Raw genomic sequence first — 17,544 nt, 5'->3', positions numbered from 1 at the left:
GGGTTAAAAACAAAAACAGCGAGCCGGTGCTCGCTGTTTTTGCTTAAATGAGTGTTAGACAGTAAATCTATTTAAGATTTGATCTTGTTTATGTACATCTTCTTGTTGCGCCTGCATCGCGTCGTTGGTTCGATTTGCTGATTCGGCGACTTGAGTCGATAGGTCTTTAATATTCACCGTATTGTTGTTGATCTCTTCAGCGACAAGGCTTTGCTCTTCCGCTGCTGAGGCAATTTGCAAGTTCATATCGGAAATACGCTGAATCGCGTCACGAATGCGTTGTAACGCACTATTTGCTAAATCCGCTTTTTCAACGGCCTCTATAGCACTACCTTTGCTTTGATGCATGGCATTTGCCACAGAAGAAGCGCCAGATTGTAGTTGCTCAATCATAGTACGAATCTCTGTTGTCGACTCTTGAGTACGTTGTGCCAGTGTACGGACTTCATCTGCAACAACGGCGAAGCCTCGGCCAGATTCTCCCGCACGTGCAGCCTCGATTGCGGCATTCAACGCGAGTAAGTTCGTTTGGTCCGCAATATCGTTGATGACTTTTAGAATCGTTTCGATATTGGCGGTAGCAGATTCCAACACTTGTACTTCTTCGACTGCAAGGTCAATGCTATCGGAAAGCATGTTTATCGTTTGTGTCGATTCACCAACGATAGAAGACCCCTCAACCGTTGCTTGGTCGGCTTCTTTGGCTGCACTTGCCGCACCTTGCGCATTATTAGCAACCTCTGTCGCGGTGACAGACATCTCATGCATCGCGGTAGCAAGTTGTTCTAGCTCTTGCAGTTGAGTGTGAATTGCGCCTGCCGAGTCTTTTGCGCCCTCAGCGGTGATTTGAGTTCCGTTTAAAATTTGATCAGAAATACGTTTCGACTCAATGATTTGCTGTTGTAAGTTCTCCATGAACGTATTGAAGTTTGTGGCAAGCTCAGAAAACTCTTGGTCAGTATCTGTTTCGAGGCGTTGTGTAAGGTCGCCTTTCCCTGATGCTACATCTTTAATCGCATTGTTTAGCGTGTCCAAAGGACGCATGAGAGTGCGAATCAACAGAGTTAGGGCGATAATAGATGCAATCACGGCAATGATTGAATAAATAATAGCGTTGTTACGAAGCTCTCCTACGGCAGAATAGGCAACAGCTTCATCGATCACCGAACCTACGTACCAGTTCTCGCCAGGAATGTGAGTCAGGTTAACCATGTAGCGGTTGCCATCAATCTCAACATGTTGTGCTGATTGCGTAAGTTCGATTTGCGGGAGGTAGCTACCGACTTTCTCACCGTTGTATTTACTTTGAGGGTGAGCAATGGTTGTGCCATCAGCGGTGACCAGAAATAAGTAACCAGCATCAAACAGATTCACTTGGTTGACCAGATCTGAAAGGGTAGTTAATTCGAGGTCATAAAACATACCGGCTAAAAACTGGCCATTTTCTTTTACTGGTGTACCAACAGAGATGATAACGTTTTTCGAAGACGCATCGACGTACGGATCGGTTACGACCAAATCGCCTTTGCTCTTAGCTGCAATAAACCAAGGACGCTGACGTGGGTCGTAGTCTGGACCCGCATCCCAGCCGTCGTCATTTTCAATCACAAAGCCATTACTTTCATAACCAAAACCGATGGCAAGGAAGCTGCTTTTTGGTGTGGGTCTTTCAAGTATGTTTTGAACATAGCTATGTGAACTGGGGTCAAGCTCAATCACTTCAGTAATGGAGCGAGCGAGATCCTTCTTTGCATTCATTTCTGATTGCACAGTGTTACCAACACTGGTCAATATCTCGTTGACACTTGAGTCGATTTGCTCCTGAGTTTGGGAGCGGATGGTCATAACTTGTTGTGTCGACAATAACGACACGGTAATTAGCAGCAAAAATGAAGAGGCTGTGACAACCTTATGTCTGAATTTCATGAGCTTTCCTCTGATTCTCCCGGTTGGTTCCACTTTGCTTTCGCCTCTTTTAAACCGAGCGAATTGGGCATAAAGAGAAACCTATTGTGTTTGGTTATATTTTTATCGACATCTTTGTCAAAAACATGAACTCATTTGTCGTCTTTTTTAACTAAATTTAAACAAACCGACAATTTACGTTAAAACTTGTGAGTGTGATCATGTTTGCGAGCTAAATTAATGAAATCGTCATAATGAAAAGAATTGCTTAACAAATAGTGGCATTAACTGGCTTTACAGGTGAGGTGATGAAAATTTTGTTGGTGCTGGCAGGTGTTTTGTTTAAGTTTTGTCTTTGTAAATTATAAGCTTTTTACTAAAATCCTAATGTGGACGGAGTTTTAGGTATAAAAAAGGCCCCGACGATGCGGAGCCTTTGTTAATTGACGTCTCGATTTTAGAAAATAATATGAGCAACGCCAGCAATCACAGGTAACGTGATTAGCGTACGTAAAATGAAGATTACGAAGAGCTCTACAATGTTTACTGGAATTTTGCTGCCTAACAGTAGGGCACCTACTTCCGACATGTAGATAAGCTGAGTTACTGACATTGCCGCAATAACAAAACGTGTCATTTCGTTATCGATTGAGGCCGCTAAAATTGCTGGAATAAACATATCCGCAAAGCCAACAACGATTGTCTGTGATGCTGCAACAGCTTCAGGGACTTGCAGTAGCTCTAGGTATGGGATAAACGGTTGACCCAGAATTGCAAATACAGGCGTGTATTCTGCAATCACCAATGCGACGGTACCAAGACCCATAACTACAGGTAGTACGCCAAATACCATGTCGACTGCGTTGTGTACGCCTTCTTTAAATACAGACTGAACCGATGTGACTTGACCAGCACGCTTAAGAGCTAAATCCATACCCCAAGAGAATGTGGTGTGGCCTTCTGGCACTGCATCTGCATCTTTATCTGGGTTGCTGCCGTCAATGTAGCGATCTTTCTTCAGACTAAGCGGAGGCAGGCGAGGAATGATAATCGCAGCTACGATACCAGCTAGACAGATAGCGCCGTAGAAAGGCAAAAATAAGTGCTCTAGTTTTACCTGAGCGATAACAACTAAGCTAAACGTGATCGATACTGCTGAGAAAGTGGTCCCGACAACAGCCGCTTCACGCTGAGTATAAAACTTATTTTCGTATTGCTTGCTGGTTAGCAAGATACCAACACTTCCGTCGCCTAACCAAGATGCCATACAGTCAATTGCACTGCGGCCAGGTAGGTTGAATACCGGACGCATTATTTTACTGAGTAACGCACCAAATAGCTCCAGAAGACCGAAGTTCAAAAGAAGCGGAAGCAGTAAACCCGCGAAAATGAAAACGGCAAACAGAGTAGGTAGGAGACCAGTAAGAACAAGCCCGCCAGTGTTCTCTTCCCAAATTGCTTTTGGACCCACTTGGAAGAACGTCATTAACACGGCAGCGCCGCCGATTAAACGAACAACGAGCCAAAGTGGAGATGGGTTGAAGAGACCGTTTAAAAAACCATTACGTAAAATTGCAGCTGGCTTAAAAATTTTGCAAAGAACAGAAGCAACGGCCATGAAAGCGATGATACTGGTGACGATAGCAATCAAGGTATCGCCTAACACCGCTGGGATGACTTTTGCCATCACTGCAACGGGAATGGTTAGGCCGCCATCGTAAGAGATCGGAGCCATAAAGAGTAGAAGACCAATTAGGGAAGGGATGAAAAACATCCAAAAGTTGCCCTTAGGAGCTTCAGTAGCATTAGTGGTGTTATGCATAGTTGTCTCGTGTTACTACTAGTCAATACTTGCCATTTCCATGACATAAATATTCACTAAACATCCGTATTTAATCACAGTTTTGCGGAGGGTACCCGCAAACTGCATCCATTGCAATACTATTCATTAAATACATCTAGTTATTCAGCCGATTTGTCGGGTAATTGGTCAAATAACGTCTAAGTGTATGCGAATATGTTGCTTGTGTTAGAAAATTGTAGCACGAGAGGCGAATTGCGCAGTGAATTATGGGGCGCATTGTGACAGGAATAATAAAATCGTAAACAAATGTGATTTTGATCTGACTAACTTCTTAGCCAGAAATTCAGTTAGCCTTATCTATTCTAAGGTTTTTAGCAGTGTCAAATTGCCGTTCAGCGTTTCTTGTACCGTTGCAGTGTGAACCTATTGAGCCAAATCCGATTGAAGTATGTCGCTTCAATCGGATCGAAATTTTATGCTTTTTGTTGACGGCTAAGTATGTATAGGTAACTCCAGTAAATCAGAGCTGTAGAAAAAGCCAATATTGCTGGGAAAACCAGCGTATATAAACCATATACTGTAAATAGAGCCGCTCCCGCGACGCCGCCAAACAAAAAGCCAAAGAAAATGAATAGGAATAATTTTGCTTTACGTCGGTCAAATTGACGACCTCTCAAGCTCTCTCCAATCATAATCCCTAGATCGGTGATGATTCCGGTCATATGTGTGGTTCTGACTACTGCACCGCTAAACGTGGTGATCATTGCGTTTTGTAATCCACATGCTGCTGATGCTAGATATTGGCCGTACAAATCCCCTTGCACCAAAAAGCCCAAGCTGAGTAAGAGCAAGCTCCCTTCTATGCACAGTGCAACACCATATCTTCGCCCTAGTTTTAACGCACTGCTTTCAATAAAAAAGCCGCTAAAGGCAGCGCCAATCAAAAAGCTAAATACGATGAAGAGCAAGTGAATGGAGCTATCCACACCTGTTAGCAAGCTGTTCCCTAGCTGAGTTACGGTTCCCGAAAGATGAGTTATCGCTTGGTGTTGAAAGCCGAGAAGACCAACGGCGTTGACGCAGCCCGCGAGAAGAGCTAGTAGAAACGCGCCATATTCCACCCAACGAGGAAGTCTGGAAATCACAATAAACCCCCACCAAATATTAGGAGCCGATTATAACGCTCACACCGAGTTACGAAACCCTTTACAGTAAAACTCGATTGATCATTCTCAAAAAAATCTCACTTATAGGGTGTTTGTCCGAGCCAAAGTAAATATGTGAACGTGGATTGCCCGCTAGCAGATGTGTTCCGTTGTGCATTCGAAACTCACCCACCCGTGTTTCATTTGTTCATAGACTGAAACGGTAGGTTGGTGGAACTCTTTATCGGTAAATAGACCGACGGGAATGATCATGATTTCTGGGTATGCAGCAACGAACAACCTCATTGTCGTGCCGCAGGATGGACAAAAGTCATACTGAACCTCACTGCCATCATCGCCAATTCGGGTATAGCTAGTGACTTCACCGTTTAAAGTGACGTGCTCTTTTTCAAAGCGAGCTTGTACCCCAAAAACACTGCCAGTTCGTTTTTGGCATTCGAAGCAATGGCAGACAGACGTGTGGGTGGGCTCTCCCTTACAACGGATCTCAACTAAACCGCAGGCGCACTCGCATGTATGAATGGTTTTTGTCATCGTGATTACCTATTTGTCCCAATACACCAATAGACTTAGAGCACAGAGCTTGTGTCACTAGCTCGTTATGAGCTCTGGACTTGAAACTATTTGGATATAATCAGTTTAGTTTAATTTTGAAACACTTGAAGAGGTGAAATCATTTGGGTATACAATGGTATACTCGCTTTTCGTTTATACCTTGAAACAAGGAAGCTTTCATGACTCACAAAAAAATCCTGCCGATACCACTTATTCTACTTATTCCAATCGTTTTATTAGTTGTGGTTGTGATCGCAGGTGTTTATCGTTTTAGTTTGTCTGATGACGAGATCATGGCTAAGTTTCCTCAAACAGAAGTAGAAACTAACGTTATTGTGCAAGAGACGCTTGGTATCACTGCACGTAATCCTTGGACGATACAAGTCCCCGAGCAGGGGGCGGTCACTTTTCTTGATGAGTGGGATAAAGAAAACGGCTATTTGATAGGTGACTATGATGCAGGTGCGACGAAAGGTCAGGTACTTGTCCCAACTGCGTCGATTAGTCAGCGTGAGATTGAAGGTGTTTCATGGGTTGTTGCACCGATGATTGTAACGACACAAGGTAGCGGTTCGTTTAACTATGTTGGCTTGTTCAAGTTTGACCCCGTGCCGAGCCGAGTTGTACTTTTAGACAGTATTTTTGTTGGTGACCGCGTGAAATTTACTCAGCTCGAATGGAAAAGTGATACAACTATCACGCTTTCATATTTAGCGCACGGTGACGATCAAGCAATGGCAGACACGCCAAATCAATTCAATTCATCCACATTACAGCGTGTAGGGAATAACTTACATATGCAACAGTGATGAATTTTTTTTGAGTTCTGTAAAAATTCAGTATTTTCTGCGCTAGATCTCGAAATTTCCTAGTGATTTCTTATTCGGGAATGCATAAGCTATGAGCCTTGTTTGAAAGGAGATAGTAATTCCCGTGTCTACAAATGAAATTACAAGACGGTTGCCGAATCTGACAAGTCGTAGAGCGCTGCTGTTATACTCCTTGCCAGTTTTAGTTGCGATTGGTGTTTCTCACTCTCTCAAAGAGTCATCTTTAACCAAAACCATCGCATTGAACCTACCTGAATCTCAGGTCGTTGAAAAAATTCTTGATGCGACAACTGCCGAAGTTGTCACTCCCCCGAACTTCGAATATCAAATCCAAGCAGGTGACAACCTAAGCACTATTTTTAGTCAGCTCGGTTTCGGTTACAGCTCGTTAATGAAAGTAATGGAAACGGATTTGAACTACTTGGCACTTGATACACTTAAGCCGGGCAATACGCTCCGTTTCTGGCGTGATGATGCAACAGGCGAGTTAGCGAAAATGGAACTGCAATTTTCTATTGCAGATAAAGTGGTCTACAAGCTGAATAGTGATGGTAGCTATGACTTTACTGATATTTCCATTCCTGGCGTGTGGAGCCAAGAACCTTTAGTTGGCGTCATTCAAGGCAGTTTTTCTTCTTCTGCGAGTCGTTTAGGTTTAACGTCGGCGGAAGTGAGTCAAGTCGTAAGCTTACTCAAAGAACAACTTAACTTTGGACGTGATCTTCGTGCAGGTGATCGATTTGAAGTTGTTCGCCGCTCACAAAGCATCAATGGTGTACCAACAGGTAAGAACGAAATTGAGGCGATTAAGATTTATAATCGCGGCCGCGAGATCACCGCTTACCTTCATACTGATGGTCAATTCTACAATGCCAAAGGTGAAAGCTTACAGCGCGCATTCCAGCGTTACCCTGTAAGTAGTCGTTGGCGTATCAGTTCTGGCTTCAACCCTAATCGTTTACATCCAGTAACGGGGCGTGTTGCGCCGCACAACGGCACTGACTTTGCTGTACCAACCGGTACACCAGTCGTTTCTACTGGTGATGGTACAGTGATCATGACTCGTAAACACCCATATGCGGGTAACTACGTGGTTGTTGAGCACGGCAGCAAATACAAAACCCGTTACTTACACCTAAGTAAGATTTTGGTGAAGAAAGGGCAAAAGGTTTCTCGAGGCCAGCGTATCGGTCTTTCTGGTAAAACAGGTCGAGTGACTGGGCCACACCTTCACTATGAGTTGATTGAATACGGCCGTCCAGTTAACGCTATGCGAGCAAATATCCCAATGGCGAGTTCTGTTCCTAAGAAAGAGATGGCTACTTTTGTCGCGAACAGAGATGAAATGGATAGACTATTACGCGATAAAGAGAAAGCAGTGCTGTAATAAAGTACTTCGCTTAAAAAACAAAAAGAGACTAAGCATAGCTTGGTCTCTTTTACTTTGTGCATTAACTAGATTTGAATTCTATGACAGCAGTCTGTTCAGTACGTTAGGCACTCCGCACTTCACGTTCATTTATCAGGTGTACGATTTCTTCAACACTGTGTGGACGAGAGTAAAAATAACCTTGGATGTAGTGGCAGCCCATTTCAATTAACTTTTGTAGTGCTCTATCGTCTTCTACGCCTTCGGCAATCAAATCCACATCAAGCAGCTCTGCCAATTGCGCTATCAAAAACACTACTTGTTCAGAGGTTGTATTTGAGAGCATGTTCTGCACAAAGGTAGCATCGATTTTGATGCTATCAATCGGATAATTGTGTATATAGTTCAAGCTTGAGTATCCCGTACCAAAATCATCCAGTGCGACTTTAAAACCCAAGTATCGCAACGAGTTAAGTACCATCTGTTCACGGCCACTTTGTGAGAGTAAGACGGTCTCGGTGAGCTCTATAACAAAGTCTTTTGCTTCGTGCTGATACTTTTCAACCATGTTGGTTAAGTGATTAATATAACGGTTGGAATCAACCAGCTCATACGCTGAGCAATTGATGGAGAGTTTGACTTTATAGCCTAGGTTCGCTTCGAGTTCTTGCTTTGCGATACACGCGAGTTCAATAATCCGTTCACCTAACTCGATAATCAGGCCTGATTGTTCGGCAGCTTCAATGAACTCTGCTGGAGAGATATTTCCATAGATATTGCTATTCCAACGAGTCAAAATTTCAAAGTAATTCCAGCGGTCGCTCGCGATATCGACGATCGGTTGAACCACTACATACAACTCATCGCTGTCTTGTATATCAGTACTTAGCTGGATTCGCATTGCCTCAATAAGCTGCGTCCTACGGTGGTATAAAGCACTAAGGTGTGTGTCGTAATGCTGAATCCGTGTATCGCGGTGTTTTTTACAATCTTTGAGAGCGAGACTGGCATTCAAAATCAGCTCATCGCTGTTCAACATATGTACTGGGGCACGCGCAATCCCAATACTAACGGTGAAAGAAATCCGGTTAGATTTGTCGCTGTAGCCGCTTTCAATTTTGTCGAGTACTTCCTGACACACGGCGACAGGATCTTCGTCGTACGTGATGAAGGCGAATTCATCTCCTGCAACACGGAACGCATTGTTTGGCGACGACAAGCTCTGTTGAATGGCGTTAGCTGTGAACTTAATGATTTGGTCGCCGATATAGTTTCCGTTGATATCATTGATCGATTTGAAATTATCGATATCAAGATACGCCAAACTGAATGGGCGAGTCGCCTGCTGCGTTAATGTCTCCAAGGTATCAGCTAAACAGCTACGGTTGAGCAGTCCAGTTAGGTTATCATGCGATACCTCATAGCTAAGCTGATTAAGAAGCTTATCTGAACGTTCACTGACCCACTTTTCACGTAAGCTATGAATAATGACATTGGCATAAAATCGGTGGAAGTCGAGGATATCTTGCGCTTCTTTCGCGTGGATGCTTCGGGTAAAGGTAGACAGTAAAATTCCCAGAACTTCGCCATTTTGTGTCTTCAATGGCAGGCCAATGTATGCTTGAATGCCATCTTCTTGAAACATCTTATCTTCAGGAAAACGCTTGTATACCTGGTCTTGATAGAAAATATGTTCGCCAATGTCTTTCGCCACTTTTTCACAGGGGGTGCCTGAAAGGTGGTAGCTTAGATTGTCTGTAATTTTTCCATTGCTGGCGAAGGAAATGGTATGAGCCGAATGCTGAAGATGCGCAACTTCTACAACGCAAGTGCAATGGCTCTGTAAGTGTTGATGAATATCTAGCGTGACTCGGTTTAGCTGAGCCGTGCCGTTTAGCTTCAATATCTCATCAATTTTGTGGAAACTGATTTGTACCTGACCCATCGAGCATTTCACCTAGCGTTGTTATTAACATATCGTGTAAGACACGACGAATTATTATTTGATATGCATCAAATAAACTATCGGTTACTAAGGCAGATTTTTCAAATTTTGTGAACGAACAAATCATTATTTTCATGTTTTTATGCTTGAACTTTTTAAAGGTATAGCGATAAAAACGCTAAGCTAGGCGCGCTTCTCCTCTTCTAATCGTGATTTGAGATAATCGAGGAATAGCTTAGTTCGGGTATGCTGATAATCCAGCTTTGGATAGTAGGCATATACAGTAGCTTTATCCGCTGTGATCTCGGGCAGGATAGGGACTAACGCGCCGGATTTGAGATCATCTTTGATCATGACGTTGTTCGTCATCAAAATACCCATGCCTCTTTTGGCACCATGAAACAGCGCTTCTGGGTTGGTCGTGGCAAAGTTACCGGACAAGTTGATACGCTTACCTCGATTTGTTTTGATTTCTCGTGAGGGTTTTTCACCCCAAATCAGGACATTATGCTCTGTCAGATCCTCAACGCATTGTGGTGTGCCATATTTCTTTAGGTAACTAGGCGCGGCGTAAAACTGGGCTTTATGTTCGAAAAGTGCAGTAGCTTTGAAACTTAGAGAGTTCAGTTGCTCTAATTCCCGGCTAATAAACAGGTCTAAGCTTAGCTCTGGCAATTGGCCTGGTAGCGTTGTTGTTAATTGAAGTGTGATGTCTGGATATTTATCAAGAAAATCATCAAGATAATGAACTAGAAACTTGGAACCAACGGCCAGCGTTGCCCCAATTTTTAATAGTCCCGCTGGTGATTGGTTGACTGAGCGAGTTTCATCTAATACCGATTGCCATGAATCAAGCTGACTTTTTGCTCGTTGATAAAACAGCGCACCAGCTTCAGTTTGGCTAATTGAGCGGGTCGTACGTTTGAGTAGTTGAACGCCAATTTTATCTTCTAGCCATTGAACTCGCTTACTGATAGCTGAGCTGGTGGTATTGAGTTTCCGCGCTGCGGCATTAAAGCTACCTTCTTCGACCACACGAATATAACTCTTCACGCTTTGAATCCAGTCCATTGTATCTCCTTGGGAATTAATTCCTTTCCAACTTAGCTGATTATCATCTTTGAGTATCAAATATACACTGTTTGCCATCAATCTGTCACAAAGTAGGAGGAACGTTTGCGTAAAACACCATTGTTATTAGCGATGATGATCATTGCCACAGGCCAAGTTGGCGTTAGTATTTATCTTCCTTCTTTGCCATTGATTGGTCATGACTTGAATTTGCCGCAACATTCGATTCAGAATCTCGTCACGCTATTTCTCGTTGGCTTCGGTATCTCTCAGCTTTTTTACGGCCCATTGTCTGATGCGATTGGTCGTCGGCCGGTGTTTATTCTGGGGCAAAGTGTATATTTAGTTGGTACGGTTATTTGCATCGCGTTTTCGGACAACATTGTTGCCCTTGAAGCGGGACGGTTACTGCAAGGCCTAGGAGCGGGCAGCGCTTCGGTACTTGGTCGGTCAGTACTGCGTGATAGTTATGACGGTATGCAACTAACCAAAGCGCTATCTTATATTTCAGTCACTGCTTCAGTGATGCCAATTATTGCTCCGCTGTTTGGTGGCTGGATCGCTTTTCACCTGAGTTGGCATGCTGTCTTCGTGTTTGTGCTGATTTACTTAATGGCAATTTTTACACTTGGTTTATTGGTGCTGCCAGAAACGCTGCCTTATCCGAAGAGAAAATTTAAAGTAGGCGAAGTAAGCGCGAACTATTTGCGTCTGTTAACGAATACACAAGTGATTGGTAGTGCGAGCTACAACTGGCTTAGTTATTTATCGGCTCTGGTTACGCTCTCCTTGTATCCATTTTTAATGCAACAAGAGTTAGGATTAACGGCGGCAGATTACGGCTCTTTGATGATCATACCGTCAGTTGGTTTGCTGACGGGTAGCTTAGTGCTGAATTTGATCAATGCTCGTTACAAAGCTCAGCAAATCTTGCTGATGAGTTTCGCGATTGTTGCTGTTGCTGGCTTCATGTTGTTGGTTACCCCCTTCAGTGTATTTTCATTGCTGACGGCATTCACGTGTTTAAGTTTTGCCCAAGGCATGTCATTCCCAGTATCGATCAGTTTGCTACTTTCGCCACATAAGCAACAGGCAGGCGCGGTTTCTGCGTTATCTGGCTCTATTCAAATGTGTTTAGCAGGTTTGTTTGGTGGGTACTTAGTAGACTCATGGGTTACGAATCAGCAGCAGCTTGGGGTGTTTTATTTGTTTATTGCGTTACTTTCTTGCTTTGTTCTTGTACTAAGCCAATTTCGTAAAGTGCCAGAAGGGACGGTTCAAGCAGAAACTTCCATCTGAATATACTTGCAACCAGAAGGTCGGCTTTCTAAAATGCGCAGCTAAATTAAGCTAGGCCTGTTGTGTATACTGAATGACTTGGTTTGAAAGGAAGAGGGCGAACCTTGATACTTCTCTCAAGCTTGGAATACATTTCTGCCCAATGGCTATCCGATCTCTAATCGTTAGGTGAAAGAATGCAACAAAACGAATTTGAAACACTGGTAAAAGAAATTACTCAGCAAGAAAGCATGCCAAAGGCACTTGAAATCTTGAAGGCGTGTGAGGAAGAAGAAGTTGCACAAGCGGCGCAATCCCTAACGGGTCAGTTTGGCCTTGCAGAAGTTGATGGTGAGAAACGTATTTACCATATTACCACTCAAGAAGATGAGTCCGGAGAAGAGCAAGAATACGTAGAGCACGTCATGAATGAAGGCGATCACTTGATCAAGTTTGCTGCGTGGTTCTTTGAAACATTCTTTGAAATCAAACAGAAAGATACGTACGTCGCAGCGGGAAAAACATACCAACAACCTAAGCGATAGACGCTCATTTCAAGAAATCCACGAAAATCAAACTGAAAGTTAATTACAAAATAAATGTGACTGGAGTCTTGTTTTTATCTAATTGTGGTGTAAAATTACAACATAGTTAAGTCAATACATTCAGGAGAAGGTCATGGGTAACGAACTTGGTGGTGCTTATATTGGCCAGATGATTGCAAAAGACGCGATGCACAAAGCGCTTTACGGTAAAGCGAAGAAGAAAAAAGCTTCTGTTTTTGCTCGTGTTATTAAAAAACTGGCGAAATAATTTAAAAAGCCCTGATTGAAAAATCAGGGCTTTTTGCTTTTCTCTGTTTTGTTGTTAGTAAGTAGCCAACATATTGCACAACATTGGCAAAACGCTACTCAAAGACTGATGACATTTAAATCTAGAATTACGCGGATTGGCTTGGTATCTCCACAACATTGTTAGGCACTTTATCTAGCCCCTTTGCTGATAACCACTTTTCTAAATCGTCAGCGCCTCCAATATATTTTCCATCTAACCAGATTTGCGGCACTGTTACCGGTGTTTTTTCGCCAATGATGGCTTTTACTTCAGGAATCATACGGTATAAGGCGGCGCTGTCTTTAACTACATCATGGTACTCATACTGAACGCCAGCCTCGTCAAGTAATTGTTTGGCTTTGACACAGTAAGGGCAAGTTGCTTTACCATAAACAATGTTGCCTTTTAGCTCATCGCGTTTTACCCACTCAGCAATAACAGACTGTACAAGTACACCCCGATTCAATGCTTCTCCTTGGCTGATAACTTTCCCTTCGACAAGAAGAATGGGTGCATGCCAAGCACCAGCTTTTAATGGTTCCCACCAGTGCGATAACCAATCTTTTACTTCAAGTTCAACGGGCACATCGGCTAATTCGTTTTCAAAAGTATCCTTTAAAATATCTTTGGTTAATGTACATTCACCACAAGGAATATTGACTTTGAATGGGCCCCAACTACCAGCCCAGCGATACAGTGTAATTTTGATTGGTTGACTCATATGGGTTCCTCATTTCCTTTCCTGAAAATATAGAACTTTTAAATTAGATTTTTCTTTCAACTAACTTTGTCTTTTTCGCTTCCCAATGCGTAATAAACGCAATAGATGCAATAATAATCGCAGCACCTAACCATAAACGACCAGGTGGCACCCAACCAAACACCAACCAACCAGCAACAACATTCAAAGGCAGTTTGGCGTGATCAAATGGTTGCACAAATGAGGCGTCTGCTACTGCATATGCTTTAACGATAGCCCATTGAGCGAGTGCTGTAAGTGCACCTGCGGCTAAAAGCACACCCCATATCGTCCACGTATCTGGCATAGTAAACGTCGGTATCGCTAACAAGATATTAAATGGTGTTATCAGCAGCAATAAATAGACAACCATGGTTGATGGCGGATCGTTTACCGACATTTTTTTAACCATTAATGAATACGCTGCCCAGAAAAATGCGGCGCCAACAGGGAGCAGGGTCGCCCATGTAAATGAGTCTGCCCAAGGCTCAAGAATGATCATGGCACCAACAAACCCCGTCAATGTAGCGAGCCAGCGTGCAGTACCTACTTTTTCTTTGAGTAACAAGCCAGAACCAACTGTGGCAAATAACGGGGAGGTCATGAGAAGTGCAATACCTTGCCAAATTGGAACTGGGTAAGCGAGAGCCCATAACCAAAGTTGAATCCCGATAACAGAGAGAAAAATGCGGAATGCATGCCAGCCAAAGTGTTGGGTTCTTAAAGAACGTCTAATCCCAAGTGTACGTAGGTAGGGCAGAATAACAAATAAGGCGATTGCATATTGGAATAACGCAAATGTGGTGGAGGAGACACCAAAGTTGATGCTAGCAATTTGGGCGAAGCTGTTCACTATGGCGAATGCCAAGCCAGCTGTTAGCATCCAGGACGCACCTTGAACAGGATGATGATTCAATTGAAAAATTCCAGTTTGATAGAGGTGGCGGGATCATACGTCCTATTGTTTTTCGCGCCAATAAAAAAATGCCTCCCAGAGGGAGGCGACATTACCAATTCAAAGGACGTGCCTGTTATAACAGGTACAAAGAACGAGAAGCACAAACGCTGCCATGCATTTGCATAAATAACATTGCAGAACACGTGCCAACTTTTATGTGTTTGATTTTAAATGGTTTTTTGGTTTTTCTATGTTGTCGATTAGATGAAATGCACTAACTTAGTGATCAATCGCATTAAAAGAGGGCAGAAGTAGGCGTCGTTACGGTCGTTTTTCATTGCTGAGCGATGCTTGGATAGTGTGAAAACTTATCGAGTTATGTTGGGTTACATAAAAAATGGCCAGCAAAGGTGCTGGCCAAGTGGACTCGCTCTTAGGACAAGAGTGAATTAGAAATCGTAACGTACGCCTAGGCGCAGTGTATCTTCGCCTTCTGTTACTAGACCTGTTGTTGCATCTTTTGCTTCATCAAGTTGGTTGATGTAGTAAGACAGGTAAGTACGGAAGTTGCTGTTTAGTTTGTAGTAACCAACAAGCTCGATACCTTCAACGGTGTCGTACTTTGAACCGTTGTCTGGATCATTCTCTTGAGCTGTGTATAGAGCTGCAAGTGTCACTTTGCTTGCTACTTTGTAGCTTGCGACTAGCTCGTAAGCCGTAAAGTCTTCAGAGTCAGTCAGGGAACCTTGAGAATAAGTACCTGCTAGGTAAAGGTTGTCCATCGAGTAAGCGATACCACCTAGAATTTGATCTTCAGAGTTATCTTTATCTACATCGCCACCAGAGTATGCAAGACCAAAGTCGAGGCCCATTGGTAGTGAGTACATTCCAGAGATGCCGTATTTATCTTCGTTATCGCTAGAGTTTGCTTGGTAGGTTGCTTGAAGTTGTAGTGCATCAAACGCACCACGGTATGCGAAAACGCTGTCTTGCTTATCAGAAGACGAATCAATAACTTGCTGAACACCAGAGAATTCAGTGATATCCGTCATGTCAGAGATGATGACGGCAGCCATGTCTTGACGACCTACAGAGAAAGCACCGATATCAGAGTCGACGCCTGCATACATGTAGCGGTTTTTGAATTCACTCTTGCCCGTTTTTTGTTCGGCTTCGTAAACACCGAAAGCAGAAAGGCCGTTGCCGATGTCTGTTTTACCTTTTAGGTTTAGACGAGCACGGCTTTTATCTTCCATGGAACCTTCAACTTCAGCACCGTCTGAACCGATGAAGTCACCACGAAACTCAACGCGGCCGCCAACTTTTAATTCAGTACCGTCGTTTTTGTATACAGTTGCTGCGAATGATGGTGCTGATACCAATGCTGTAAGAATTGCAGTAGTTAGTGCTGCCTTTTTCATTTTCTTATTACCCTAGTTGTAATCGATGGGCTTTCTTGCCCGATGTGTTGATGACGCTAAGGTAAAGGCTGAAAATGAAAGATAGATTTCTGTTAAGTTATGATTTGATTGCACTTTTATTGCTGGAAAGAATAAGTTCCCCTTCTCATACCACTTATAAAAAGAAAGGTTTATCTTTTTTGAGGTTTTTTCCTCTCCGTTAAAGACTGTGTTTTTTTCAAAAAGTTCCTGAATTGCTTCTTGACCCTAAATGTAAGTAAACATTTCAATTTGGCAGGGAAGTTTGGCCTAAAAATAGCGAATCATCAGCTATTTGTGAGCTAACTCTCTCTAAAGCATTTCTTATTGTAAGGTTTTTATTTCTCGATTTCTTAAAGACTAAGTAAACGATTGCTTTTTAGGTTTTGTCTGAGATCTTTTCACTCGGTTGTCAGGAACTAATCAAATAAAGTGTCGGCAGTTGTTACACAAAGGTAAAAGTAATCTGGTGGAAACGATGCCTCGGATAGCCTTTGTATTCCTCTCTTTGTTCATCATTTCGTTTTTACGAAAGTGAACCAAAGCCGGGTCTAAAACTGACTAACCAACTAATAAGTAATGGATTTAGAAATGAATAAAAAATTATTAGCAGCGGCAATCGCGGCAGCAACCTTCGGTACTCAAGCAGTTGCAGTGGAACTATATAATAACGATGGCACAACATTTTCGATGGGCGGCCACGTTTCTGTTAATTTAAATGGATCAGAGCAAGGTGACACGGATGTGGGTACTAACTCTCCTCGTATCAATATCTCTGCGACACAGGATTTGGGTAATGGCTTCACCGCAGACGCACGTGGTGAATGGGCGCTAAACTACTTAGACGGTGGTGAAGAGTCGTTTAAAACTCGTCTAGGTTACTTAGGTATAACACATGAGGTTTATGGTCGTGCAGTAGGTGGTACGCAATGGTCACCTTACTACGATGTCGCAGGTATTGCAGATATGCCAATCGCGTTTGCCAACGACTTCATCTATGACGATCATGGAAACCTTGGCACTGGCCGTGCGGATAAAATGCTTTCTTACCGTAATGCCATCGAGCTGGGTGAAGCGGGTGTGATCAACTTTGGTCTTGGTTGGCAGGGTGCAAACGATGATTACACGCGCAACGATGCTGGAGTTATAACTGGCGGTGCTAAATACGATGACCGTGTGCAAGCTGCGCTTTCTTACTCAATCATGGGCGCTAAAATCGGTTACTCTTACAATGGCGGTGATTTCCAGCACCCTGCATATGCAGGTAAGCACACGGCGGAATCACACGTTGTATCAGCATCTTACGGTGCGTACGGCCAAGGCCTATTCCTTGCTGCAGTTTATGGTTCAAACGAAAACATGAACTTCAGTGCAAAAGGTGACCGTTTAGAAGAAAGTGATGCGTACGAGGCGATCATCGCATACGCTCTGGCGAACAGCCTAAACTTGAGTGTTAACTATGAGATGGTGGAAGGTAAAGAGTTTAAGAACTCTAAAACAGAAACTGCTCGTGAAGAAATGGCACTACAAGCAGAATACAACTTCACGCCTAAATTTGTTGGTTACGCGGGTTACCAGTTTGACCTAAATGACGACAATGGTCGTGAAACTGATGACAAATGGGCGTTAGGTGCTCGTTACTACCTATAATAGGGTTTAGCGAGAACTATTATTCAAGCTCATTGATCTAAAGCCAGCCTCGTGCTGGCTT

Annotated in this window: 15 protein-coding genes; 6 read left to right on the top strand and 9 right to left on the bottom strand. The window is 43.2% G+C overall.

From position 1 onward, the window contains the following. Positions 1-54: 54 nt before the first annotated feature. The 4 genes from R7E29_RS19730 to R7E29_RS19715 form a co-directional block, all read right to left on the bottom strand. Positions 55-1,926, bottom strand: coding sequence for a methyl-accepting chemotaxis protein (locus tag R7E29_RS19730; protein ID WP_054574423.1), 1,872 nt, complete (start codon positions 1,924-1,926; stop codon positions 55-57). A 436-nt stretch (positions 1,927-2,362) separates the two neighbouring features. Further along, a complete protein-coding gene (locus tag R7E29_RS19725; protein WP_213872381.1) occupies positions 2,363-3,727 on the bottom strand; it encodes a YjiH family protein in 1,365 nt (454 codons plus the stop codon). 455 nt (positions 3,728-4,182) lie between these two features. Further along, a complete protein-coding gene (locus tag R7E29_RS19720) occupies positions 4,183-4,854 on the bottom strand; it encodes a YoaK family protein (protein WP_005375484.1) in 672 nt (223 codons plus the stop codon). A 153-nt stretch (positions 4,855-5,007) separates the two neighbouring features. Next, positions 5,008-5,409 (bottom strand): GFA family protein, encoded by a 402-nt coding sequence (locus tag R7E29_RS19715; protein ID WP_025768472.1) that lies wholly within the window; start codon positions 5,407-5,409, stop codon positions 5,008-5,010. A gap of 200 nt (positions 5,410-5,609) precedes the next feature. Between R7E29_RS19715 and R7E29_RS19710 the strand changes: the two genes are divergently transcribed. Both R7E29_RS19710 and R7E29_RS19705 read left to right on the top strand, forming a co-directional pair. Beyond that, the gene (locus tag R7E29_RS19710) at positions 5,610-6,239 is read left to right on the top strand and encodes a hypothetical protein (protein ID WP_017635850.1); all 630 of its coding nucleotides are present in this window, start codon (positions 5,610-5,612) and stop codon (positions 6,237-6,239) included. Between the two features lie 124 nt (positions 6,240-6,363). Continuing rightward, complete coding sequence (locus R7E29_RS19705; RefSeq protein ID WP_025768471.1) at positions 6,364-7,647, top strand: peptidoglycan DD-metalloendopeptidase family protein; 1,284 nt, start codon at positions 6,364-6,366, stop codon at positions 7,645-7,647. Between the two features lie 106 nt (positions 7,648-7,753). Here R7E29_RS19705 and R7E29_RS19700 read toward each other — a convergent pair whose 3' ends face one another. Continuing rightward, positions 7,754-9,574, bottom strand: a complete 1,821-nt coding sequence (locus tag R7E29_RS19700; RefSeq protein WP_054577108.1) for a putative bifunctional diguanylate cyclase/phosphodiesterase — start codon at positions 9,572-9,574, stop codon at positions 7,754-7,756. Between the two features lie 183 nt (positions 9,575-9,757). Further along, complete coding sequence (locus R7E29_RS19695) at positions 9,758-10,645, bottom strand: LysR family transcriptional regulator (protein ID WP_054577109.1); 888 nt, start codon at positions 10,643-10,645, stop codon at positions 9,758-9,760. Between the two features lie 105 nt (positions 10,646-10,750). On the opposite strand from R7E29_RS19695, the gene R7E29_RS19690 reads away from it, so the two are divergent. From R7E29_RS19690 to R7E29_RS19680, 3 genes are all read left to right on the top strand, one after another. Beyond that, positions 10,751-11,944, top strand: a complete 1,194-nt coding sequence (locus R7E29_RS19690) for a multidrug effflux MFS transporter (protein WP_017821607.1) — start codon at positions 10,751-10,753, stop codon at positions 11,942-11,944. 176 nt (positions 11,945-12,120) lie between these two features. Further along, positions 12,121-12,468, top strand: coding sequence for a hypothetical protein (locus R7E29_RS19685; RefSeq protein WP_005375501.1), 348 nt, complete (start codon positions 12,121-12,123; stop codon positions 12,466-12,468). A 133-nt stretch (positions 12,469-12,601) separates the two neighbouring features. After that, positions 12,602-12,736, top strand: coding sequence for a hypothetical protein (locus tag R7E29_RS19680; RefSeq protein WP_017635854.1), 135 nt, complete (start codon positions 12,602-12,604; stop codon positions 12,734-12,736). A 127-nt stretch (positions 12,737-12,863) separates the two neighbouring features. On the opposite strand, the gene R7E29_RS19675 is transcribed toward R7E29_RS19680, so the two are convergent. From R7E29_RS19675 to R7E29_RS19665, 3 genes are all read right to left on the bottom strand, one after another. Next, the gene (locus R7E29_RS19675; RefSeq protein ID WP_005385185.1) at positions 12,864-13,478 is read right to left on the bottom strand and encodes a glutaredoxin domain-containing protein; all 615 of its coding nucleotides are present in this window, start codon (positions 13,476-13,478) and stop codon (positions 12,864-12,866) included. A 43-nt stretch (positions 13,479-13,521) separates the two neighbouring features. Then, complete coding sequence (locus tag R7E29_RS19670; RefSeq protein WP_005375542.1) at positions 13,522-14,379, bottom strand: DMT family transporter; 858 nt, start codon at positions 14,377-14,379, stop codon at positions 13,522-13,524. Between the two features lie 464 nt (positions 14,380-14,843). After that, positions 14,844-15,815, bottom strand: coding sequence for a porin (locus R7E29_RS19665; protein ID WP_005375535.1), 972 nt, complete (start codon positions 15,813-15,815; stop codon positions 14,844-14,846). Positions 15,816-16,424: 609 nt separating this feature from the next. On the opposite strand from R7E29_RS19665, the gene R7E29_RS19660 reads away from it, so the two are divergent. After that, positions 16,425-17,483 carry a porin gene (locus tag R7E29_RS19660; protein ID WP_017821605.1) on the top strand — a complete coding sequence of 353 codons (1,059 nt, stop codon included), beginning with the start codon at positions 16,425-16,427 and terminating at the stop codon, positions 17,481-17,483. Positions 17,484-17,544 lie beyond the last annotated feature (61 nt).

This window comes from Vibrio sp. Vb1729 (assembly GCF_033338655.1).
Lineage (GTDB): Bacteria > Pseudomonadota > Gammaproteobacteria > Enterobacterales > Vibrionaceae > Vibrio > Vibrio alginolyticus.
Note: the sequence above shows the minus strand (reverse complement) of the source record. Positions and strands in the feature narration are given on the sequence as shown.

Bases quoted from the DNA above. Each gene is read 5' to 3' on its own strand.
- R7E29_RS19710 (WP_017635850.1), top strand. From the start codon at position 5,610: ATGACTCACAAAAAAATCCTGCCGATACCACTTATTCTACTTATTCCA.
- R7E29_RS19680 (WP_017635854.1), top strand. From the start codon at position 12,602: ATGGGTAACGAACTTGGTGGTGCTTATATTGGCCAGATGATTGCAAAA.
- R7E29_RS19670 (WP_005375542.1), bottom strand. From the start codon at position 14,379: ATGCTAACAGCTGGCTTGGCATTCGCCATAGTGAACAGCTTCGCCCAA.
- R7E29_RS19660 (WP_017821605.1), top strand. From the start codon at position 16,425: ATGAATAAAAAATTATTAGCAGCGGCAATCGCGGCAGCAACCTTCGGT.
- R7E29_RS19715 (WP_025768472.1), bottom strand. From the start codon at position 5,409: ATGACAAAAACCATTCATACATGCGAGTGCGCCTGCGGTTTAGTTGAG.
- R7E29_RS19700 (WP_054577108.1), bottom strand. From the start codon at position 9,574: ATGGGTCAGGTACAAATCAGTTTCCACAAAATTGATGAGATATTGAAG.
- R7E29_RS19730 (WP_054574423.1), bottom strand. From the start codon at position 1,926: ATGAAATTCAGACATAAGGTTGTCACAGCCTCTTCATTTTTGCTGCTA.
- R7E29_RS19675 (WP_005385185.1), bottom strand. From the start codon at position 13,478: ATGAGTCAACCAATCAAAATTACACTGTATCGCTGGGCTGGTAGTTGG.
- R7E29_RS19695 (WP_054577109.1), bottom strand. From the start codon at position 10,645: ATGGACTGGATTCAAAGCGTGAAGAGTTATATTCGTGTGGTCGAAGAA.
- R7E29_RS19725 (WP_213872381.1), bottom strand. From the start codon at position 3,727: ATGCATAACACCACTAATGCTACTGAAGCTCCTAAGGGCAACTTTTGG.
- R7E29_RS19665 (WP_005375535.1), bottom strand. From the start codon at position 15,815: ATGAAAAAGGCAGCACTAACTACTGCAATTCTTACAGCATTGGTATCA.
- R7E29_RS19685 (WP_005375501.1), top strand. From the start codon at position 12,121: ATGCAACAAAACGAATTTGAAACACTGGTAAAAGAAATTACTCAGCAA.